22 protein-coding genes and 1 pseudogene are annotated in these 21,533 nt (G+C 62.5%); 12 read left to right on the top strand and 11 right to left on the bottom strand.

Features of this window, described 5'->3' with window-relative positions; translation table 11 throughout:
* Positions 1–5: 5 nt before the first annotated feature.
* Both ABIB95_RS00490 and ABIB95_RS00485 read right to left on the bottom strand, forming a co-directional pair.
* The gene (locus ABIB95_RS00490; protein WP_354237522.1) at positions 6–971 is read right to left on the bottom strand and encodes an aliphatic sulfonate ABC transporter substrate-binding protein; all 966 of its coding nucleotides are present in this window, start codon (positions 969–971) and stop codon (positions 6–8) included.
* Positions 972–1,130: 159 nt separating this feature from the next.
* A complete protein-coding gene (locus tag ABIB95_RS00485) occupies positions 1,131–2,804 on the bottom strand; it encodes an MFS transporter (protein WP_201266246.1) in 1,674 nt (557 codons plus the stop codon).
* A gap of 130 nt (positions 2,805–2,934) precedes the next feature.
* Between ABIB95_RS00485 and ABIB95_RS00480 the strand changes: the two genes are divergently transcribed.
* A complete protein-coding gene (locus tag ABIB95_RS00480; protein WP_085404155.1) occupies positions 2,935–3,789 on the top strand; it encodes a LysR family transcriptional regulator in 855 nt (284 codons plus the stop codon).
* Positions 3,790–3,801: 12 nt separating this feature from the next.
* Here ABIB95_RS00480 and ABIB95_RS00475 read toward each other — a convergent pair whose 3' ends face one another.
* Positions 3,802–5,208 (bottom strand): LLM class flavin-dependent oxidoreductase, encoded by a 1,407-nt coding sequence (locus ABIB95_RS00475; protein WP_085404154.1) that lies wholly within the window; start codon positions 5,206–5,208, stop codon positions 3,802–3,804.
* 250 nt (positions 5,209–5,458) lie between these two features.
* Here ABIB95_RS00475 and ABIB95_RS00470 point away from each other — a divergent pair, with 250 nt between their 5' ends.
* The 7 genes and pseudogenes from ABIB95_RS00470 to ABIB95_RS00440 form a co-directional block, all read left to right on the top strand.
* Positions 5,459–6,778, top strand: a complete 1,320-nt coding sequence (locus ABIB95_RS00470; RefSeq protein WP_354237521.1) for an O-acetylhomoserine aminocarboxypropyltransferase/cysteine synthase family protein — start codon at positions 5,459–5,461, stop codon at positions 6,776–6,778.
* A gap of 35 nt (positions 6,779–6,813) precedes the next feature.
* A complete protein-coding gene (locus ABIB95_RS00465; protein ID WP_354237520.1) occupies positions 6,814–7,611 on the top strand; it encodes a MetQ/NlpA family ABC transporter substrate-binding protein in 798 nt (265 codons plus the stop codon).
* Between the two features lie 29 nt (positions 7,612–7,640).
* Positions 7,641–7,886, top strand: a complete 246-nt coding sequence (locus ABIB95_RS00460) for a hypothetical protein (protein WP_259257967.1) — start codon at positions 7,641–7,643, stop codon at positions 7,884–7,886.
* A 41-nt stretch (positions 7,887–7,927) separates the two neighbouring features.
* The gene (locus ABIB95_RS00455; protein ID WP_354237519.1) at positions 7,928–8,710 is read left to right on the top strand and encodes a MetQ/NlpA family ABC transporter substrate-binding protein; all 783 of its coding nucleotides are present in this window, start codon (positions 7,928–7,930) and stop codon (positions 8,708–8,710) included.
* A 24-nt stretch (positions 8,711–8,734) separates the two neighbouring features.
* The gene (locus ABIB95_RS00450; RefSeq protein WP_354237518.1) at positions 8,735–10,363 is read left to right on the top strand and encodes an FAD-dependent oxidoreductase; all 1,629 of its coding nucleotides are present in this window, start codon (positions 8,735–8,737) and stop codon (positions 10,361–10,363) included.
* A complete protein-coding gene (locus ABIB95_RS00445) occupies positions 10,360–10,680 on the top strand; it encodes a 4Fe-4S dicluster domain-containing protein (protein ID WP_063984159.1) in 321 nt (106 codons plus the stop codon). Before ABIB95_RS00450 ends, ABIB95_RS00445 begins: the two co-directional genes overlap by 4 nt.
* A gap of 28 nt (positions 10,681–10,708) precedes the next feature.
* Positions 10,709–10,858, top strand: a pseudogene (locus ABIB95_RS00440) (DUF3088 family protein); the annotation flags it as partial.
* A 252-nt stretch (positions 10,859–11,110) separates the two neighbouring features.
* On the opposite strand, the gene ABIB95_RS00435 reads toward ABIB95_RS00440, so the two are convergent.
* The 8 genes from ABIB95_RS00435 to ABIB95_RS00400 all read right to left on the bottom strand — a co-directional run bounded on the left by ABIB95_RS00435 (position 11,111) and on the right by ABIB95_RS00400 (position 16,912).
* The gene (locus tag ABIB95_RS00435) at positions 11,111–11,551 is read right to left on the bottom strand and encodes a hypothetical protein (RefSeq protein WP_081369286.1); all 441 of its coding nucleotides are present in this window, start codon (positions 11,549–11,551) and stop codon (positions 11,111–11,113) included.
* A 155-nt stretch (positions 11,552–11,706) separates the two neighbouring features.
* The gene (locus ABIB95_RS00430; RefSeq protein ID WP_166352105.1) at positions 11,707–11,907 is read right to left on the bottom strand and encodes a hypothetical protein; all 201 of its coding nucleotides are present in this window, start codon (positions 11,905–11,907) and stop codon (positions 11,707–11,709) included.
* A 129-nt stretch (positions 11,908–12,036) separates the two neighbouring features.
* The gene (locus ABIB95_RS00425; RefSeq protein WP_354237517.1) at positions 12,037–12,801 is read right to left on the bottom strand and encodes an outer membrane protein; all 765 of its coding nucleotides are present in this window, start codon (positions 12,799–12,801) and stop codon (positions 12,037–12,039) included.
* Between the two features lie 292 nt (positions 12,802–13,093).
* Positions 13,094–13,216 (bottom strand): hypothetical protein, encoded by a 123-nt coding sequence (locus tag ABIB95_RS00420; RefSeq protein WP_354237516.1) that lies wholly within the window; start codon positions 13,214–13,216, stop codon positions 13,094–13,096.
* Positions 13,217–13,351: 135 nt separating this feature from the next.
* A complete protein-coding gene (locus ABIB95_RS00415; protein ID WP_354237515.1) occupies positions 13,352–13,579 on the bottom strand; it encodes a hypothetical protein in 228 nt (75 codons plus the stop codon).
* On the bottom strand, positions 13,579–14,304 hold the full coding sequence (locus ABIB95_RS00410; RefSeq protein ID WP_354237514.1) for a response regulator: 726 nt from the start codon (positions 14,302–14,304) through the stop codon (positions 13,579–13,581). Before ABIB95_RS00410 ends, ABIB95_RS00415 begins: the two co-directional genes overlap by 1 nt.
* Positions 14,297–15,898: a DUF4118 domain-containing protein gene (locus tag ABIB95_RS00405; RefSeq protein ID WP_354237513.1), complete on the bottom strand. Its 1,602-nt coding sequence runs from the start codon at positions 15,896–15,898 to the stop codon at positions 14,297–14,299. The genes ABIB95_RS00410 and ABIB95_RS00405 overlap by 8 nt, the downstream gene beginning before the upstream one ends.
* Positions 15,899–16,336: 438 nt before the next feature.
* On the bottom strand, positions 16,337–16,912 hold the full coding sequence (locus ABIB95_RS00400) for a hypothetical protein (protein WP_354237512.1): 576 nt from the start codon (positions 16,910–16,912) through the stop codon (positions 16,337–16,339).
* Between the two features lie 442 nt (positions 16,913–17,354).
* Here ABIB95_RS00400 and ABIB95_RS00395 point away from each other — a divergent pair, with 442 nt between their 5' ends.
* The 4 genes from ABIB95_RS00395 (at position 17,355) to ABIB95_RS00380 (ending at position 21,515) form a co-directional block, all read left to right on the top strand.
* Entirely contained in the window at positions 17,355–18,977 is a 1,623-nt protein-coding gene (locus tag ABIB95_RS00395) for an outer membrane beta-barrel protein (RefSeq protein ID WP_354237511.1), read from the top strand.
* A gap of 65 nt (positions 18,978–19,042) precedes the next feature.
* Positions 19,043–19,768 carry an outer membrane protein gene (locus tag ABIB95_RS00390; RefSeq protein ID WP_354237510.1) on the top strand — a complete coding sequence of 242 codons (726 nt, stop codon included), beginning with the start codon at positions 19,043–19,045 and terminating at the stop codon, positions 19,766–19,768.
* Positions 19,769–19,790: 22 nt separating this feature from the next.
* Positions 19,791–19,964: a hypothetical protein gene (locus ABIB95_RS00385; RefSeq protein ID WP_354237509.1), complete on the top strand. Its 174-nt coding sequence runs from the start codon at positions 19,791–19,793 to the stop codon at positions 19,962–19,964.
* A gap of 321 nt (positions 19,965–20,285) precedes the next feature.
* The gene (locus tag ABIB95_RS00380; protein ID WP_354237508.1) at positions 20,286–21,515 is read left to right on the top strand and encodes an efflux RND transporter periplasmic adaptor subunit; all 1,230 of its coding nucleotides are present in this window, start codon (positions 20,286–20,288) and stop codon (positions 21,513–21,515) included.
* Positions 21,516–21,533 lie beyond the last annotated feature (18 nt).

Genomic DNA, 21,533 nt, shown 5'->3' with positions numbered 1-21,533 from the left:
GGAAGTCAGGACCCCTTCGGCGCCCAGATCTTGATCGCCGTGGTATCGATCTTCACGGGGATCAGGCCCTCGGCGTGGAACGCGTCCGCAATGCGCTGCTGCTCGGACAGGCCCGGGCCGGTCACCGCGCCCACCTGATAGGAGCGGTGGCTGTTGGCCTCTTCGACGGTCGCCGCGTCAATCCCCCAGAGGCCCGCCAGCAACGTGGCCGCGTCTTTCGGCTGCGCCTTCACCCATTTGCCGGTCACCGAGAGCTTGGCGAAGATCACGTCGAGGACTTCGGCATGCTTGTCCGCATAAGCGGCCGAGGCGAGATAGTAGCGCTTGTAGCTCGCGAGACCGTTGCTACCGTCCGTCAGGATGCTGCCCTTCGTCTGGTGCAAGGCGCTGGTCAGGAACGGATCCCAGGCCACCCAGGCATCGACGTTGTTGCTAACGAACGCAGCGCGGCCGTCGGCGGGTGTCAGATAAGCGGGCGTGATGTCCTTGAAGTTGAGCCCGGATTTCGCCAGCGCCGCAAGCAGCAGATAGTGGCTGCCGGCACCCTTGGTGACGGCGATCTTCTTGCCCTTGAGCTCAGCAATGGTCTTGATAGTTGAAGACTGTGGAACGACGATCGCCTGCGCCGCCGGCGAGGCTGCTTCCTCCGCGACATAGGCGAGCTTGGCGCCCGCGGCTTGCGCGAAGATCGGCACGGTGTCGGCGACGTCGGCGCCGAAGTCGATGCTGCCGATGTTGATGGCTTCCAGCAGCGGCAGGCCGCTGGTGAATTCGTGCCAGGAGATGGTGACGCCGAGCGGAGCCAGCGCCTTCTCCAGCCCCCCGTTGGTCTTCAGGATCGCCGTTAGTATCGAGGACTTTTGATAGCCGATGCGGATCTCATCGGATCTCGCGGGCTGAACGGACGCCACGGCCAAGAAGCCGAGCGCAACCGCGGCAAGGGCTCGCAGGCGGAACGTGAGATGATGCATTTCGGGTATCCTGTTCAACGAAACTGCCTTGCCGTCTCGACCTCTGTTTGGGGAGACTGGACGGCTCACTTTGCCGGCAAACGGGTCCGCGTGGCAATTTCGCAGTCGGGCGCAGAAGGGAACGAACATTCTCTCGTGCGTTCGGAATTGAGAATGGAGTTATCGGCGCGGAAAGGATGTTGTCGTAGCGCACTGCCTGGACGCATCCGAGCAGGGCGATGAGCGGGGAACACAGCTTGGCTCATCGCTGTTCTGCGCGGAGCGCTTCCGTGCGGCATAGCTCTCGCCGGAAATCGCGAAGCTTACCAGCGCCATGATCCAGACGGACAGTCCGCCATAGAGCATCATCAGCCTGAAGCCGTGGATCAGCGCATCTTGCACGGCAGTTTCCGCTGCCGGCAGGAGGCTCAGCTCGGGGAAGTCGGACATGCCTGCGGTGCCGCCGGCGATCCGCTCCGCAAGGTGTTGCAGATGGCTGGCATCGAGCGCACCGGGAAGCGCGCTGCTCAGCCGGGAGGAAATGCCGGCGATCAGGATGAAGCCCATCAAGGCGATGTTGATGGCGAGCGCGATCATGCGGGCGCTCATGTCGATGCCCGATGCCATGCCGGCTCGCGTGCTCGACACCGCTCCCGTCGTGACGTTGGTCACCGGTGTGTTGGTGAGGGCAAGGCCAGCGCCCGCAAGCAGACATCCTGGTGCCAGTGTCAACCAGGTAACATGCTCAACGCCGCTACCGGCCCACATCAGCATGAAGCCAAGTCCGATGACGAACAGGCCGACCGGAATGGCGATGCCGCCGCCGAACCTCAGCAATATCCGTTCGCCGAGCGGCGGAATCACAAGCGTCGGAAGCGTGTAGGTGAGAAGCGCAAGGCCAGCTGCGACGTTGTCGTAACCAAGGGCGCTGCGATAGAAGATCGGTAGGTAGATCATGAAGGGCCAGAAGCTGAAATTCATGCCGGCCGATCCGAGCAGCGCGCCCGAAAAGGCGCGTATCCGGAACACGGAGAAGTCGAACATCGGGCGGGCGCTATGCAACTCCGCCAACACGAAGGCGATGAAGCTCAGAACGGCCGTCGCGGCGACCGTAAGGCCGGTTGGGCCAGTGAAGCCGAAGTCGGGGCCTTCCGTGATATAGAAGGCGACGCAGAACACCGACGTCGAGAGCGTCGCAATGCCTGCGATGTCGAGGTGCTTTGCCTCGGGATCGCGCGACTCCCGCACGCCGGTCACGGCGAGCGCGATCGTGACGATTGCGATGAATGCGTGGATCAGGAACACCCACTGCCAGCCGGAGACCGCGACGATCGTCGCGCCGATGATCGGTCCGAAACCAAGACCGATGCCGAAGATGATCCCCCAGGCGGCGAAGGCGCGGGCGCGCTCGGGGCCTTCCCGGAATTGATGGGAGAGAACCGCGACCTGACAGATCAGCATCGCACCACCGCTCATGCCCTGGAGGAAGCGGCTGACGATGAGGAGGAGCGCGTCTTCCGCCAGACCGCAGATCAGGGAGGCGAGGCCGAACACGGCGATGCTGACCACGAATACAAGCTTTCTGCCATAGCGATCTGCCAGCGTGCCGGTTGCCATCAGCACCGTCGTGACCGCGATCGTGTAGGCATTCATGATCCATTGCAGCTGCTGGAAGCTGGCGTGCAGCACCGTCTCGAGCGTCGGCAGGATCGTCGGTACGCTGGATATCTCCAGGCCGAACATGAGGGACGCGAGGCAGGCTGCGGCAAGGGCGATCGTGTTTCGTCGTGATGATAAGACCGTCAAGGCCGTGACCTCCAAACATGGTGTCGATTGCCAGCACGCATGCGCCATCGCTCGCTCCGGGAGGGATTGGTGTCCCGTGCGCTTAGGCCCGCTTCAGGCTGAGCGAACATAGGGGGCCCTTGACCACAACAAAATCCGATCGATATAGATTTCAGAGACAACAAAGCCGGATGATGGAATGCTCTCGCTCGATGTCGATGCCGTCAGAGCCTTTGTGATGGTGGCCGACCTTCACAGCTTCACGCGTGCCGCCAAGGCTTTGGGGACGACGCAGGGCGCGATCAGCGTCAAGCTGAAGCGGCTCGAGGATCGCATCGGGCATCGGTTGCTCGAGCGGACACCGCGATCGGTCCGGCTGTCTGCGCAAGGGACGGCCTTTCTGCAGGGCGCGCGGGAGCTGATCGTTGCTCACGAACGCGCGATCGCGGGGCTCAATGCGTCTCCGCGTCACTTCGGACTTGGTATCGCTGCGCATGTCGCCGGGCCGGAAGTCCCAGCCCTGCTGTCACGTCTCCACGCGCACGATCCAAATTTGACCATCGAGGTCCAGCTCGACAATTCGCGCAACCTCCTCGACCTGTTCGACCAGGGACGGCTCGATGCGGCCATCGTCCAGCGCGAGGACGATCGTCGTGATGGCGAGACGCTGGCGCGTGAGCGCTTCGGCTGGTTTGCGGCGCAGGGGTTCGAGCACAGGCCGGGAGAGCCCTTACGTCTGGCTGCGCTGGCTCCGACCTGCGGCGTGCGCAACGTAGCCACGCAGGCGCTGGATGCGGTCGGCATCAAATGGATCGAGGTGTTCCTGGGAGGCGGCTCTTCGGCGGTTCACGCCGCCGTCGTGGCGGGGCTCGCCATCGCGCCGCTGTCGTATCGGATCGCGCCGAGTGGCACCATCGACATCGGCGAGAAGCTTGGGCTTCCCAAGCTGCCGCCGTCCGAGATCGTGCTTCATTCGTCCTTGACCGATCGGCGGTCACGGGCCGCCTTGGGGGCGCTGGCAGCCGCGTTCCGCGAGCATCGCACGCAGGCGTGAGCTCCGTCCTTGCTATTCGGCGGCGTCGGATTGGAGCGCAGTCGTCGAAGGCGCGCGCCGGAAGCTCGCGCCGGGATGTGTCGTGTGCAACCGCGGGCCGCGTCCCGGGAACAGCTTTTCGCGTAGCGCGCCGTCGCGATATGCGGTCTTGTAGACGCCGCGCGATTGCAGCTCCGGCACCACGAGGTCGACGAAGGCGTTCAGCGACTCCGGCGCGACCAGGCGGAACAGGTTGAACCCGTCGACGTCGGTCTCGTCAGCCCAAGCGATCAGCTCGTCGGCGACGTCCTGCGGCGAGCCGACCACGAAGGGCGAGCGGGCGCCGGCGCGGCTCAATCTGGCGAGGTCGCCGACATTGACCGGCCGGTCGCTCCGGACCGTGAAATTCTCGACCATCGACTGGATGGCGTTGCTCTCGACATATTCGATCGGCTGGTCGGGCCGGTAGGTCGAGAAGTCGATGCCGGTCCAGCCCGACAACAAGGCGAGCTGGCCGGTTTGATCGACATGCCGTGCGTAGTCCTCGAGCAGATCATTCGCCTCGGACCGCGTCGGCGCCACGATCACGGTCGCGCCGGCAAACAGGCGGATGTCGTAGGGATCGCGGCCATAGGTCTTGGCCGCTTCTCGAATCTCGCGGACAGCGCGTGCGAGGATTGGCTTGGTCTGACCGTTGAGAAAGATCGCTTCCGAGTGCCGGGCGGCGAAGGCGCGGCCGCGCTTCGAGGTGCCGGCCTGATACAGCAACGGCGTTCGCTGCGGCGAGGGCTCGGCGAGATGGATGCCGTCAACCTTGAAGTAGCGACCATCATGCAGAACCCGGTGGAGCTTAGCGGGATCCGTGAAGACGCGGCTGCCGCGGTCGCGGCGAACCGCATCGTCCTCCCAGCTTCCCTCCCATAGCTTGTAAGCCGCGGTCAGAAAGTCCTCGGCCGCGTCATAGCGCTCGTCATGGGCGCGGCCAGCCGGAAGGCCCATCCCACGCGCGCCGCTGTCGAGATAACCCGTGACGATGTTCCAACCGATCCTGCCCTTGGTGAGATGGTCGAGCGTCGAAAACGTACGTGCGAGTTGATAGGGATGCTCGAAGGTCAGGTTCGATGTGATGCCGAAGCCGAGATGGCTGGTGACGAGCGCCATGGCGGATACGAGCAGCGTCGGATCCGCGTTCGGAAGCTGCACCGCATGCAGGGCGGCGGTATCGGCCGTGCCGCCATAGACGTCGTAAACGCCGAACACATCTGCCAGGAAGATGCCATCGAGCAGTCCGCGTTCCGCGGTCCTGGCGTAGTCGACCCAATAATCGAGCGTGTTGTAGTCGATGGACGCATCGCGCGGATGAGACCACAGGCCCGCCCAATTGTGGCTGGGCGCAGTCATGTTGAAAGCGTTAAAGCGCAGCTCGCGCGGTCTCGTCATGGTCGGGCCCAATCGCCAATTGCAAAGAACATCTCTTCGCGTGAGCATTTTTAACATTTTGCGCGAGCGAGTTTGTTTCCAATTCAGCGAAAGACCGGGAACAAACGCGTTGCGAAGCTGCAATGACGCAGCACGCGCATCGCTATTTTTCAGACACGCTCGACAGCAGCAGAATCCGACCGCATCATTTTCGTCGACAAGCACGGCTTGCCGCGCATGGCGCGCTCTCGAGATCGAAAGGGAATTGCAGATGACCTTGGAGACCCGGAACTTCGAGACGCTGGCGTTGCATGGCGGATCCTACCGCTCCGACCCCGCCACCGGCGCGGTCGCGGTTCCGATCTATCAGACCACGTCGTTCCAGTTCGAGAACGCCGATCACGCCTCGCGCCTGTTCGCGCTCGAGCAGCTCGGACCGATCTACACCCGTATCGGCAATCCAACCCAGCAGGCCTTTGAGGATCGGCTTGCTGCACTCGAAGGCGGGGCGGCCGCCCTCGCAGTTGCCTCTGGACAGACGGCTTCCGCCTTCGCGATCTTCAACATTGCCCAGGCCGGCGACAATATCGTGTCCTCGACCGATCTCTACGGCGGCACCTGGACGCTGCTATCGCAGACCCTGAAGCAGTTCGGCATCGAAGTGCGCTTTGTCGATCCCGCCGATCCCGAAAACTTCCGTCGCGCGACCGACGCCAAGACGCGCGCTTATTTCGGCGAGACGCTTCCGAATCCCAAGCTGCACGTATTCCCGATCAAGGAGGTCGCGGACATCGGCCGCTCGCTTGGCGTGCCGCTGATCCTCGACAACACGGCGTCGCCGCTGATCGCACGCCCGTTTGAGCATGGCGCTGCGGTGGTGGTCTATTCGACCACGAAGTATATCGGAGGCCACGGCACCGCGATCGGCGGCGCCATCGTCGACGGAGGCAACTTCGACTGGGCCGCGCATGCCGATCGCTTTCCGCTTCTGAACAGGCCCGACGAGGCCTACCACGGCGCGATCTGGACTGAGGCCGCGAAGCCGCTTGGCCCGATCGCCTACATCTTGCGAGCCCGCGTCAAGCTGCTGCGCGACCTCGGCGCATCGATCGCGCCGCAAAATGCCTTCCAGTTCATCCAGGGCCTCGAAACCTTGCCGCTGCGCATCCGCCAGCACAACGAGAATGCGGTGAAGGTCGCGAACTTCCTCGCCAAGCACGCCTCGGTCGCGAACGTGATCTTCCCCGGTCTGCAAAACGGAGAGAACCGGCGCAGGGCGGACGCCTATCTGAAGGGCGGCTATGGCGGGCTGGTCGGCTTCGAGCTGAAAGGGGGCGTCGAGGCCGGCCGTCGCTTCGTCGACGCGCTCAAGCTGTTCTATCACGTCGCCAATATCGGCGATGCCAGGTCGTTAGCCATTCATCCTGCATCGACGACGCATCAGCAACTGACCGCAGCCGAGCAGCTCGCCGCCGGGGTCACGCCCGGCTACGTACGCCTGTCGGTGGGGATCGAGCATCCCGACGACATCTTGGCGGATCTCGGTCAGGCGCTCGCACAGGCCGACGTTGGGGCGCGCAAGGCTGCGTGAGGCACATCATCTGAATCGTAACGGGACTTGAGATCATGAAAATTCTTCGTCGCACCGCCCAGGCCGCAGGTCTCTGGCTTGCTCTCACGGCGGCCGCCTTCGCCGGCGAGCCGCTGAAGATCGCGACCAGCGCCGGCCCGGTTGGGCAATTGGCGTCTTTTGCCGCCAAGCTCGCCAAGGAGAAAGGGCAGGACGTCAAGATCGTCGAGCTGTCGGACTGGGTGGCATTGAACGAGGTCGTGAACAGCGGCGACGTCGACGCCAATCTGTTTCAGCATGCAACCTATCTCGCGCTTCAGAATAGGCAGCGCGGCTTCAACCTTGTGCAGGTCGACAAAGTCGGCGTCATTGCGCCGGTCGGTCTGTTCTCGAAGAAGATCAAGAAGCTCGACGACATCGAGTCCGGCGACAGCGTCGCCATTCCGAACGAGCCGCTCAACGGCGCACGCGGGCTGATCCTGCTCGAGCGGGCCGGGCTGATCAAGCTGGCGCCCGGTAAGGGCTTCTCGGTCAGCAAGTTCGACATCATCGAGAATCCAAAGAACCTCAAGATCGTCGAGCTCGACCCCGCCCAAACCTATCGGTCGCTCGACGACGTAACGTTGGCGCTCGTCAACATCACCTACCTCATTCCGGCCGGCGGGGATCCCAAATCTGCGCTCATCATCGACCGCACCGTTGATGACGGGCTCGTGCTGCGCTTCACGGCCCGGCCCGACAAGAAGGACGATCCGCGCCTGAAGGCATTTATCCAGGTGTTCAACTCGCCGGAAGTGAAGCAGTTCATCGAAGAGAAGATCCCGGCCTTCATCCCGGCGGGGTTCAGCAGCTAGGAGAGCGCCGTCCGTTGGGAAACTGCACCATGATCTATGTCGTCGACGTCAATCAGATGAGCTTTGCCTTCGTGGCGGGAAGTGAGAGGCACGCATCGGAGATTGCAGGCTCGCCGGGGTTTGTGCAGGCTCTGGATCGTTTCTTCCTTCAAGGCTCCAAGGGTTCGAACCATCGTCCGCGTGCTGCGACGGTTCAGGAACTTGCTCTCTTCAACGACATGTCGTCTGAGTTCGCGGATGCCACGGCGGACGTCCTGGTTGCCCGCGTCGGCTAGACGTCGGAACAGATAATCGCTCGATAAGGAGATCGTAGACCATGAGACGTCGCTTGTTGCTCGTGATGGCCGCCTTTGCACTATTCACCGCGCCGGCCTCCGCGGATCAGAAGATCAAGGTCGGGATATCGGGCGGCGATGCCGAAATCATCTGGGCGAAGGTGAAGGAGATCGCGGCCAAGGACGGCCTCGATGTGCAGGTCGTCGTCTTCAACGATTATCTGTTGCCCAATGCCGCGCTGGATGTCGGCGATCTCGATGCGAATGCCTTCCAGCACAAGCCGTTCCTGGACAACCAGATCAAGACCAGGGGATACAAGATCGTCGCCGTCGGCGAGACGATCGTCGCACCGATCGGGCTCTATTCCCGCAAGGCGAAGTCGGTTGCCGAGATCAAGGAGGGGGCGTCGATCGGCATCCCCAACGATCCTTCGAACGGTGGCCGGGCCCTGCGGCTGCTTCAGGCCGAAAAGCTGATCGAGCTCAAGGACGGCGTGGGGATCCTGCCGACCGCGCTCGATGTGACCGCAAATCCAAAGAAGCTCAGGATCCGTGAAATCGACGCCGCCCAACTGCCGCGCAGCCTGGACGACGTCGATGCTGCGGTCATCAACACCAATTACGCCGTCCCCGCCGGCCTCATTCCCCGCAAGGACTCCATCGCAATCGAATCCTCGGTCAACAATCCCTACAACAACTTCATCGCCGTTCGCGAGAAGGACAAGGATGCTCCCTGGGTCGCGAAGCTGGTGCGCGCCTATCAGAACGATACGGTCCGCCAGACCATCAAGGACAAGCTGCCGGGTCAGATACCCGCGTTCTGAACAGGTTCAATCCGGAGACGAGCGATGACAAACCCACCTGGCCGTGCCGAGAAGCTATCGAGTTCGGCAGGATCCGTCGTGTTCGATGCCGATGTGGTGGTGCTCGGTGGCGGTCCCGCGGGCACATGGGCGGCGATCAGCGCCGCCGGCCGCGGCGCGCGCGTCGTGCTGGCGGACAAGGGGTTTTGCGGCACCTCAGGCGCGACCGCGGCGGCCGGCACCGGTGTCTGGTACGTCGACCCCGCTCCGGAGCGCCGCGAGGCCGCGATGACCAGCCGTGAGAAACTCGGTGGCCACCTCCAGGACCGTCGCTGGATGGCGCGCGTGCTGGACCGGACCTACGCCCAGAGCAACCAGCTCGCCGATTGGGGCTATCCTTATCCTTCGGATGACGACGGCAAGCCGCAGCGGAATTCGCTCCAGGGTCCGGAATACATGCGGCTGATGCGCAAGCGAACGAAGCAAGCCGGCGTCACCATTCTGGATCACTCGCCGGCGCTCGAGCTTTTGGTGGATGGGAACGGCGTGGTGGCCGGCGCCGCAGGCCTGCGACGGCAGAAAGGCGACCGTTGGGTGGTCAATGCGAAGGCTGTGGTGATCGCCACCGGCGGATGCGCCTTCCTTAGCAAGACGTTGGGCTCGAACGTTCTGACCGGCGATGGCTATCTCCTGGCGGCCGAGGCCGGCGCGGAATTCACCAGCATGGAGTTCTCCAACGCCTATGCTATCTCGCCGGCATTCGGCTCCGTGACCAAGACCCTGTTCTACAGCTGGTCGAGCTTCACCGACGAGGAAGGCAGTGTGATCCCAGGGGCGTCATCCAAGGGCGGCCGGTCGATTATTGCTCGGGCGTTGCGCAAGGGCCCGGTGTACGCCCGGCTCGACGAGGCCGACGCCGAGACCCAGCGGCATATGAGGGTATCTCAGCCGAACTTCTTCCTGCCGTTCGACCGGACCGGCCTCGATCCGTTCACGCAGCGTTTTCCGATCACGCTTCGCCTCGAGGGGACCGTCCGCGGCACGGGCGGCCTGCGGATCGTTGACGACAGCTGCGCGACTACCGTTCCCGGTCTCTACGCTGCGGGCGACGCGGCAACCCGCGAGCTGATCTGCGGTGGTTTCACCGGGGGCGGCAGCCACAATGCGGCCTGGGCAATGTCGTCGGGGTATTGGGCCGGTCAGGGCGCGGCCGAATTCGCGCATCAACTGGGCACCACAAGCGGGCGTCAGGCATTTCGGTGCGGCAGCGTTGCGCTTCGCTCCGGCGGTGGGCGACCGCTTCAGGCTGACAAGCTCGCCCGGAACGTTCAGGACGAGGTGTTTCCGTACGAGCTGAACTATTTCCGCGAAGCCGGGCGGCTCAGCGAGGCGTTATGGCGTCTGGACGGCTTCTGGTCTGAGGCATCGAATGCCGGCGCGTCAGACGAGCAGGATCTGCTTCGCGCACGTGAGGCCACGGCCATGCTCGCAACGGCGCGCTGGATGTATCGGAGCGCGCTGGCGCGTCAGGAGAGCCGGGGTATGCATCGCCGCGACGACTATCCCGAGCAGGACGACCGCTATCGCCACTACGTGACGACCGGAGGGCTCGACGACGTCTGGACCTCGGCGCGCCCGCTGCGTTCCTCTCAGTACGCGGAGGCCGCGGAATGATCGAGGTCATCGATGCCGAGCGCTGCACGGCGTGCGACATCTGCGTCAACGTGTGCCCCACCAATGTCTTCGACAAGACCGACGACATTCCAAGGATCGCGCGCCAGAGCGATTGCCAAACCTGCTTCCTGTGCGAGCTCTACTGCCCCGAGGATGCGCTGTTCGTTTCGCCATTCGCCGACGCGCCGCAACAGGTCGACGTCGCCGCGTTGAAGGAAGCCGCAGTGCTCGGCAGCTATCGGCGTGCAGTAGGCTGGACCAATGAGAGCCGGCACTTGCGCGATGCGGATCGGAGCTACCGGCTGTTCGGCCATTGAAGTTTACGTCGACTTCGGGAGAACGGACATGAGTGGAGATCGCCTGTTCCTGTTGAAGCCCGGATTTGAGGATCCCGAGCAGCCGGGCCGCTTCTTCGTCTGCTCGCGCTGCAATGCGATTGAGGGGGTGCTGGCGTCGTTTCCAGGGCTGGCAACACAGATTGAGGTGCGGCGCTTGGGAACGCTTTGAAAAGGGAGCGTGAAGTCCGATCGCGGCGCCGATCAGGGAGGAGGACGTTGTCACCAGGTCCAACAAGGCGGCCATGGCGAGGTAGTAGGGCGACGTCATGAGGCTCCCAATACATCGCGATCGTTCGCCGCAACCTGCCTGCTGCGGCATGATGACGTGCGGGATGTAGGAAAGCGAGAGCGCCTGCGGCGTCGCCGCATAGGAAACTCATATAGACGGAATCAGCCGCAGCTTCGCGTTTCAGGCCGCCCGTTTCATCTGGGCAGAATCCTGCCGGTAGGCGGACATCACGAAGCCCTGACGGCATCTGACCCCGGCCTCGATTCGGAAGCCGAGCTGTTCGAGCTTCTTGCGGACCTTGAGCGCGAAGCCCGCCTCGTTCGACTTGATCAGCACCGCGATTGCAGCGGTCGTGCCGAGAGATGGTGCGATCTGGGACAGCGCCATCTCGAACTCACTGAACATGTCTTGCACGGTGATGAGGCCGACGGAAAAGGCCGGCTTACGCAAGAAGATGGAGGGCAGTCCAATTCGGGTGAAGCCGCGCTGGCGCAGCGCCTGATAGAGTTCGGCGCTACCACGGCCCGCGACGATCGCGCGATTGAGATTCGACAGATGGGTGAGCGAGATCATGGTCTCGACCACCTGGTCGCGATCGGTGAAGGGAGCGGGGTGGAGCACGAAGATACTCCTTACAGTAGGTGCGCGGGCGCACTGGAACGAGAAGTTGCCTTGAATGGCGCGACCAATATCGTTCGCGGCCAGTATGATTTCGAGGGGACAGGCAGGATTATCTCATAGGAACGGCATAGGGTCGGGACGAGGTTGGGGTGTGTTCAACGTTCGTTGCGCATGTAGGCGCTTCGTGCCGTCACCGATCTCAGGTCGGGCTCCGCACTGCTGCCTGCACCAGGATGGTTGATCGTTGCCTCCGACAGGCGATGGATGCCGGCGTCGATCTGGCGATCCAAGGCATGAAGAATGACGTGCGCGACGGCGGCCGTCACCAGGATGAGAAGCCAAGAGCGCAAACCCATGAGACTTCCCCATCCCTGGTGGCGTTGCACAGATCGGACAATTGGAGGGCTGGCCTGAACCGAAGCCTCGCTCAAAAAGTAGCCCCGGACGTACCGGGGCTCGAGGGGTTGGAGGTTTGCCGAGAGACTTCAGTATTTGGCGACGACAGGGGCATCCCAATGGAGTTTGTAGTTGACGCCGACCAGCGCGGTCGAGGCACGCTGCTGGACGTTGATGACTTCACCCGCGCCGCCGCCGGCCAGTGTGAAGGCCCGCGCGCTGTCGTCGAGGAACCACATGTAATTATACTCGGCGAAGACCGACCAGTTCGGCGCGAACATCCATTCGGCGCCGATGCCGATGGTCATGCCGGGCTGCATGAAGCTTGCGGACTCGATCAGCGCGCCGCCGGGCGCAAAGACCTGGTTGCGTTCCCGAATGAAGGCCGCACCGCCCTTGAGATAGCCGAGGAATTGCGGCGTCCAGAGATAGCCGATGCGGCCGGTCGCGGTGTAGATCTCTTTCAGGTTGTTCGCTTCGGAGAAGGCGGGGAAGTCGGTCAAGGCGTGGCTGCCCTTGATGTTGCCGAAATCGAAGCTGCCGCCGACGCCGAACACCAGATTGCCGGTCTGGAAATCGCAACCGACCTGGCCGCCGCCGATCACCCCGCTGTCCTTCTCGCGGCCGTAGTCGTTCGGTGCAGCCAGGCCGCCGACGTCCAGCGCGCGGGCCGTATTCACCCGTGTCCAGCCGCCACCGACATTGGCGCCGAGGTAGCAGCCGGTCCAGTTGTAGAGCGGAGCGGCAGCCATTGGCCGCGCCTTCAACGGCAGATCGGCAGCGACTGCGGCGCTCGCCGCGCCGAGCCCGATCAGCACACTTGCGACAACAAGAGATTTCAATCGTCCGTACATTCGAGCCCCCTGCATGGCCATGAGGCCAATTCATCTTCGGAGATGATGTTAGGGACAGCGCACGGATTCCGCGATGCCGAAAGGGCTGCTTGAGCGCGCAGAGGTCGCTTTTTGCGCGCGCGTTGTACGCTCGCGACATCGCAAAATGCCGAAAAAGATTAAGGAAAAATAGCTTCCGGACTCGCGGAGTGGTTTCGGTAAATTGAGACGCCGGACATGGCCGCGCGATACGTCGAAGGTCGCCTGAGATTGTATCACTGTGTTTGTGCCGGTGGTCCGGTGCGCAATCCCGTCAATTCCTGTCGCGCGTTCGCCAGGCGAAGATGATGAAGATTGCGACAACGGCCGCGCCCGCAAGCATCCAGTACTGGGCGTCGATGCCAAAAACGCTAAATGTTTGAATGAGGAAGTCCACGGCACTCGCCCTTTTGTTGGGCAAGCTACGCGGTTCGGGAATGGAAATATATTATTTTTATACGATGGGTGTTCTGCGCGTCGTGCGCAGGCATGCCAGCACTCGCGGGCGGCGCAAGGTATGGGGCAGCCCTGGTCAGAGCGCGGATCGCGAGGCGCGCTCGATGACCAGTCCGTTGAGGAAATCTTCGAGCGCGACGCGTCCGGCCTCGTGTGCGGCCCGGTGCGAGCGAAACCCGGCTTCACGAAGCCTGATGCCCATCGGCCTGCGCTTGCGCCGGATCTCCCAGGACCAATCCTGACCTGCATCGCCGGACCAGGACACGACGACGTAAAAGGATCGTCTTGGAGAAGGGCGAAGCATCAACTCACCCGTGCCGCCACCGGCGCGGCGTCCTGACGGTTCTGAAGGCGATAGCCGACACCCGACTCGGTCACCAGGAGACGTGGCTGGTTGGGGTCGGCCTCGATCTTCTGGCGAAGCTTGCGCACGAGGATCCGAAGGTACTGGATGTTGTCGCGCTGATTGCCGTTCCAGATATCCTTCAGGAGCTGATCGTGGGTGACGACGAGGCCGACATGCATGGCGAGAACGTGCAGCAGCCGATATTCCTTGCGGGTCAGGCGGACCAGATTGTTGTTCAGCGAGACCGTACGGGTCACGAGATCGACCGACAGCGGGCCTGCGACCACGACCGGATTTTCCGTCGCCGACTTGAAGTACCGCCGCAGGGCGGCCTCGCTTCGCGCCAGCAGTTCGGCCATGCCGAACGGCTTGACGACGTAATCGTCGGCGCCGGCCTGGAGCAGACGTACCTTCTCGTCCTCGCCGGCAGCGACGGAAAGGATGATGATCGGCACGTTGGACCACGCACGGATCCGCTCCAGCACCTCCGCGCCGTGAAGATCGGGTAGCGCCAGATCGAGAACGATGAGGTCAGGTGAACTGAAGGTCGCGAGCTTCAATGCCTCGGTGGCATTTTCGGCCTCGAGCGCGGCGAAGCTGTTGAGCTCGAAGCCGGCGCGGAGGAAGCGCCTGATCTTCGGTTCGTCGTCGATCAGGAGAACGACGTTTGCGGGCTTACTCATCTGTCAGCGCGATCGGTTCGGAGGTGGATGGCTCGAGCGCGGGCAGGGAGATCGATACCGTCGTTCCCTGTCCTTGGCCGCGGCTATGAACCGTGATCACGCCCTCATTGGCCTGGATGAAGGTCGAGGCGATCCAGAAACCGAGGCCCGACCCCGGCACCGACGCCTGATGTCGCGCGCTTCGAAAGGATCGCCGGCCAAGCTTTTGCTGTTCATCGGCGGTGATGCCGACGCCCTGATCGGACACGACGACGTGCACGCGACGGGGCTCGCAACGCACGTCCACGGTGATCGTCGAACCGGACGGCGAATATTTCGCGGCGTTCTCCAGGATCTGCCCGCAAGCCTCCTCCACCAGGCCCGAGTCGACGTGGAGCAGCGGAAGATCATCTGTGAAATTTGCCTCTATCCGATGCGCCGAAAGCCGTCGCGCGCGGCGCGTGATGGCGCCGTTGACGATATCCCTGGGGTCCGCCCATTCGCGGCGTGGGCTCAGTCCGCCCGCGGTGACGCGAGTCGCGCTGAGCAGGTTGCTGATATAGCCGTCGAGATGGCTCGCCTCGTCAGAGATCGCCTCGACCAGCGTTCTTGTGCGCGCGTCCCCACGTATGGCTGGAATGGTCTCCAGCACGCTCGCCGAACCCTGGATCGCCGCGAGCGGCGTGCAAAGCTCGTGCGACAGTGTTCCATGGAAGGCGTCGCGTAACATTTGCGCCTGCAGGCGCAATCGCGCGCTCTCCATCACCTTGCCGATGTCGAGGCGCTGCAGCGTCAGCGCGGTCTCGTCGAGGATTGATTGGATCCGTCGAGTCCGCCGTTCAATCGCTGGCTGGGAACCCAGACCGATATTGACCGCGATCACGCCGTGAATAGCGGAATCTGACGAGATCGCCCTGAGCAGCCAGATCTCGCCGCGCTGCTCGTCGACGATGGTCTGCAACCCTGGACCCGCTCCGGAATTCATCGCTGCCGCAGTTGCCTGCACTGAAAGTGGCGCGAAGCGGGACTCAGGCGGTTCGAAATTCCCGTCCGCGGTCGTCACGAACAAAGTTGCCGCGTGGCCGAAGGCGCCCTCGAAATGTTGACGGATGGCGGAAATCAAGTCCGCGACCGTAAAGCAGGAGGCGAGGCGACGCGAGAAGTCATAGAGCGCATGCATCTCCTTCTCGCGCTGTCGCAACGTGTCCGTTTCCTTGCGCAGCCGCGAGGCCAGATTGCTGCTGACCAGCGCAACGATCAGGAACAGCAGGAGGTCGACCGCCTCCTGCGGGTTGTCGACGCGAAAGCTGTAAAGAGGTTCGAAGAAGAAGAAATCCGCGGCTGCCGTGCCCGTGATCGATGCCGTCATTGCCGGCCAGACGCCCCATCGAGTCGCAGCATACATGACTGGAACGAGGTAGGCGATCGGGACCAGGCTTGACGCCAAGGTCGTGCTGAGTGCGAACAGCGCGGTGGTGACCAGTCCGATGCTCAGAACCGACAGCAACACCGGGATCACGTTGCGCCACACGACGACACGCAGCGACGCGACCTCATCCAGGACCGGTATCCCCGAGGATGGCAATTTGGAATCGGTCTGCCGCACGCTCGTCATCGAAAACATGCGGCCCAGAGGTGGATGAAGAATCAAAGTACGTACATGCCCTTGCCGACGGCGACATCGAAAGATCCGGCTCCGGCCGCGTTGGCCGCAACGGGATCAATGGTCAAACAAGACCCGATCGGACAATGTTCGGAAATTCGATTGCTATCGGCATGCGTCGACCAACGGCGTGCACCAGAACCCGTTCAATGTCGTGATGCAGACTCTTCGATGTCGTCAACTACCCGGCGATGGAACGATGTTCCAGATCGACGTAGAAAATCTATGATGTTGGGAGTGGTCCAACATAAAAAAGAAATAGCCATAGCCTCCGTAATTCTACGGAATAAGTTCGCTCTGGACTCCGCGTCAGGCGAAGTCGAGATCTGATTCCCTCAACGATTGTACCGGGCCTCAGGGCAACGCCGCGATTCGTGGCTGTGAGGCGTCTTATGCCTGCCGGACCAAGCTCGCATATTGCAGGGCGCGCTTCTCGCCGAGAAGCTCTGGCCTGGATGCCCGGTAGAGGCCGGCTTCGTCGGCCGAGCGGGTCTGAGGCAGCGCAAGGGCCGCGACCGCCGCGGCGCTGATCTGCTTGGGCGGATAGAGATAGAAGTCCATCAGCGGCATATGCGGCCCGTGCGCACTCTGTTTCAGGACGTCACGCGCGGTCTCGCCGGCGACCGGATAGATCGCGCTCCATCCGGCGAAGCTGCTCGCCAGAATCTCCAGGGAGAGAATCGTGGTCGCGATCTGGACGAAGCCGTCATTGGCCTTCTTCGAGCTGCGGGTCGTCGAGGCGCGGCGCAGGATTCGGCGAAGCTCAGTGTGCCGTTCGATCAGCGGGCCCATGCGAAAGTGCCAAAGCATATTGGGCAATGAGGCGAAGCCGTGAACCTCGTGATACGTTTCGATCAGGCTGCAACATTGCCGCGTCAGGTGATTCGGCAGGAAGCCGAGGTCGAACGCGACACCGTCCGCTGTTGTGTTGTCGCTGGCGCGCGCTGCACAAGTCACGGCTTCCATGATCAAACCTCGCGAAGCAAATTTGCCTACGTGGCGAGCTTAGCGAGTCCAGGCATATATCTTCGATCGACAATCTGGCGCACATACGTAGCAAAATAATAGCTGTGGTAAGCAGACGGCGCTTGGTTGCGAGTAAGTCGAGCACAGCGCGTCGCGCACTATGACGAAAATGACACAGCTTGAAGTGAACGTTTGCGCTGCATCATCGTTCTAACGGCAAAAGACCACTTTTTCGCTGACGATTTGAGCAAACGCGGTGAGCATCTGATGCTTACGAATGCAAATGATGCCCGCGAGGCGCCTCGCGCTATTTTATTTTAACGAACGCGCGCCGGAAACCGCATCGCTTTTTTTTGCCTGCCTCACGAAAGATTGCACCTGAAGCTTAACCAAACCGAAAGAGCGCCTGGAAGGCGTCGGTCCAACAGCTTGGGGCAATATGATGAGAAACTATCTTTTGGCGGGCGTATCGCTGGTCGCGATGGGGATTGGCGGCGCTGCCAATGCAGCGGACACGCTTCCGCCCGTGGGGAAGACGTTCTGCGATCCCTACAAGAACTATGCGTGCATGGATTCCTATCTGGGTCAGGACTTCATGACCCGCTTCATCAACTACTATCGGCTCGAATGGGGCCATGAGGCCGCGCCGTCCGATCCGAAGGCAGCGGCGTCGCGCCGCGACGGATGGCCTGCGACACCGCAGAGCATTCCGCCGATGCCGTTCACCGAATGGCCCTATGGCGGTGCGACCGCAATCGGCGTCACGCGTCCGAACTCGGTCGACAGCCCACTGATGAACGCGATGAGCAACACGGCCGTCGGGCAGTGGATGAACGATGCGCACATTCAGGTCTATGGCTGGGTCAACGCCGGCGGCAACCTCAGCAACAACACCGTCCGCGGCGGCAATTCGCCGGCGGCATACGACTACAATCCGAACACGGTTCAGCTCGATCAGGCCGTGGTCTATATCGAGCGGCTGCCCGACACAGTCCAGAAGGACCACATCGACTGGGGCTTCCGCATCGCGCCGATCTATGGCGAGAACTACCGCTACACCACGGCTTACGGCTTGTGGAGCAATCAGCTCCTTCAGCAGAACAGGAACTACGGCTATGACATGCCGATGGCCTATGGCGAGGTCTTCATTCCCTATCTGGCCGACGGCCTTCTGCTGAGGTTCGGCCGCTACATCTCGATCCCGGACATCGAGGCGCAACTCGCGCCGAACAACTACATGTATACGCATTCGATGACGTATACGTTCGACAACTATACGAACACCGGCATCAACGCCTCGCTCGCGCTGAACAAGAACTGGATGATCCAGGGAGGATTCTCGGTCGGCACCGAAGCGATGCCCTGGCATGTCGGCGCCAAGATCGCCAATCCGAATCCCAATCCGCTGTTTCCGGACAGCACCATGCTGAAAGATCCCGTCGCGCAGCCGACCTTCAGTGCGGCCGTTCGTTATGTGACCGACAGCGGCAATGACGGCGTCTACGTGATCGCCAACGGCATCAACAACGGCACCTGGGGCTATAACAATCTCCAGTGGTACGGGCTGACCTATTATCACAAGTTCAACGATCAGTGGCACATCTCGTTCGAGACCTACAACGAGCACCAGAACAACGTGCTCAACCTCGACAATCCTGCCTCGGTCGCGCTCGTGGCCAGCGGTACACCGTTCTCGCTCGACGTCATGCCCTGGAACGCACCGTTCGGCGCGCATTGCGGCAACGCAACCCAACTCTCGTGCACGGCGTCGGTCCAGACCTTCCTGACCTACGTGAACTATAGCCCGACGAAAATGGACAACATCTCCTATCGTCTCGAGTGGTTCGACGACAAGCAGGGACAGCGTACCGGCGTGAAGACGCGCTACGTCGAAACGGGGATCGGCTGGCAGCACTGGTTCTCGCCGCAGATCGAGATCCGGCCCGAAGTGTCGGTGTATCACGCGCTGGACGCGCCGGCGTTCAACGGTAACGCCAACTTCGGCATTCCCCCGAACAAGAAGACGGCCATCATCGGTTCGGCTGACATCATCATCCACTTCTGATTCTGCGGACGGGTGGCGCCGCGAGCGCCACCCGCTTCGGAAGAGACATTCGACAGGGGCAAACAATGAAAAAGATTCTTCTCACAACGGTTGCATTGGGCGCATTGACGGCGATGTCGCCGGCGTTTGGCGCCGATCTGCCGATCTACGGCAAGGCTCCGCCAGTCGCGGCGCCGGCCTATGACTGGTCCGGCTTCTATGTCGGCGTCTTCGGCGGCTGGGGGCTCGGCAATCACAACGTGAACAACGCCACCGGCCCGGTTGGCTTCGCCAACTTCACGGCGAACTACGAATCGACGGGCGGCTTCGGCGGCGGCGAGATCGGCGCCAACTGGCAGAGCGGCGACATCGTCGTCGGTATCGAAGCAGACGGCTTTGGCGCTGACATCAAGGGCAACGACAATTTCGCACTCGGCTGGAACGACGCGACAAAGCTGGGCTGGGGGGCCACGCTGCGGGGGCGCGGCGGCATCGCGGTCGACCGCTTGTTGCTGTTCTTCACGGGCGGTTGGGCTTATGGCGAGCTGACGCACACCAACACCAATCCCGGCGTCGGCGTGGACACGTTCAAGGCCACACGGAGCGGCCTGACCGCCGGCGGTGGCATCGCCTATGCGTTCACCAACAATCTGATCGGAAAGTTCGAGTATCGCTATTTCGACTACGGCACGTTCCATCGCGATGCGCCGACCAACGGTGTGCTGCCGTACACCGTGGCGAACACCTATTCGACCGTGATGGTCGGGCTCGACTTCAAGTTCGGCGGCAACGCGGTGGTCGCGAAGTATTGACGCCAGGAGGCAGGGGGACTGCATGATCGGCTCGAGACGAAGACTGAAAGTTGCGGCGATGATCGCTCTCGTTGGGCTTGGCGCCAGCCTTGCCGGATGCGTGAGCGATCTCGGTGCCACCGCAACAGATGCGCCGGGTACTCACCAGATGCGCTACTACGGCGGGCCCAAATATCCGATGTGGCCGAGCCAATGAGATCGATCGGCACGGCGTGCCCTGTGAGCGGACGCGCCGTGCGGATCGGGATCTCCGTTGCCGCGAGTGTGATGTTGACGGGACGTGCTGTCAGTTCTGTGCAAGCGAACCATGCTACGCGCTGCCGACGCCATGACAGCCTGGGAGCATCACGGCGGATCGCCGACGGCATGTCCGGCAATCACGGTCCGATGCGGTGCTACCGCGGGTCGAGATCGCCGATGTGGCGCGGCCGCGTTCAGAATTGAGCCCCGTTTGGGCGAGTAAGCCAAGGCCTCGCAGGAGGCGGGGAGTGCATGAGTCAATGCGCACGTTTGCATCATGAACGCCGGTTCGAGCCGTAGCCGGAAAAGAACCGTTACGCTTGCGGCTGCGGCGTTCGCGCTTGGCATTGCGGCCGTCGGCGCGACGCGGTTGCTCGCGTCACATGGCAAATCCATGGAGATGTCGAGCCAGGCCAAGGTAAAGCCGCCGCGCTACGTTCCGACCGCATCTGAGCTGGCCACGCTCTCGATTGCGCCGGTGACGGAGCGGGTGTTTCGTGCGGAGCACGTCACGGAGGGCAAGATCGCCGTCAACGAAGACAGCTCCACGCCGATTTTCTCGCCCTATGCGGGCCGTGTCGTGAAACTTCTGGTGAAGCCCAGCGATGTCGTCGAGCGCGGGCAGTCGCTGTTCGTGGTCGAAGCCACCGACACCGTGCAGGGCCTGAACGATTTCGTGACGGCGCTCGGCAGCCTCAATACTGCGCGCTCCAAGCTCAACCTCGCGCAGATCGTCGAGAAGCGCGCCAACGATCTCTACGCCGGCAAAGCGGTGCCTCTCAAGGACTGGCAGCAGGCGCAAGCCGATCTCATCACAGCGCAGAATGACATGCGCTCGGCGGAGACCGCGCTCGAGGCGGCGCATAATCGGCTGCGCATCCTGGGGCGGTCCGAGGAGCAGATCACCAAATTCCAGGAGACGCGCCAGATCAGCGCCGAGACGCCGATCACTTCGCCGATCGGCGGCACGGTCGTGCAGCGCAAGATCGGTCCCGGCCAGTTCATCAGCAGCAGCGCCAGCGATCCGGTCTTCGTGATCGGGGACCTCTCGACGGTCTGGCTCACGGCCTTCGTGCGCGAGAGCGAGGCTGCGGACATCGCCATCGGACAGGATATCGCCTTTACGGTGCTGGCGCTTCCCGGTCGCGAGTTCAAGGCGCGTGTGGATTACGTCGCCGCCGCGATCGATCCGTCGACGCGGCGTCTCATGGTCCGCGCCACCATCGACAACAGGGACGGATCGCTCAAGCCGGAAATGTTCGCCAACGTTACCGTCTATGCCGGCGAAAGCCGTCCCTCGGTCGGCGTGCCGAAGCAAGCTCTAATCTTCGAGGGCGATCGTGTCCGGGTCTGGGTTTCGCGCGACGACGGTTCCGTCGAGCTGCGCGAAATCCAGATCGGGTTGACCAATGGCGACCTCGTTGAGGCGCGCGGCAACCTGAAGGCCGGTGAAAAGATCGTCACTCGCGGAAGCCTGTTCATCGACCGTGCCGCTTCCGGCAGCTAACTCAAGGCAAGCCGGTTC

The sequence above is a fragment of the Bradyrhizobium sp. LA2.1 genome (assembly GCF_040547725.1).
GTDB classification, from domain to species: domain Bacteria; phylum Pseudomonadota; class Alphaproteobacteria; order Rhizobiales; family Xanthobacteraceae; genus Bradyrhizobium; species Bradyrhizobium barranii.
This window is presented reverse-complemented; position numbering and strand designations above follow the sequence as displayed.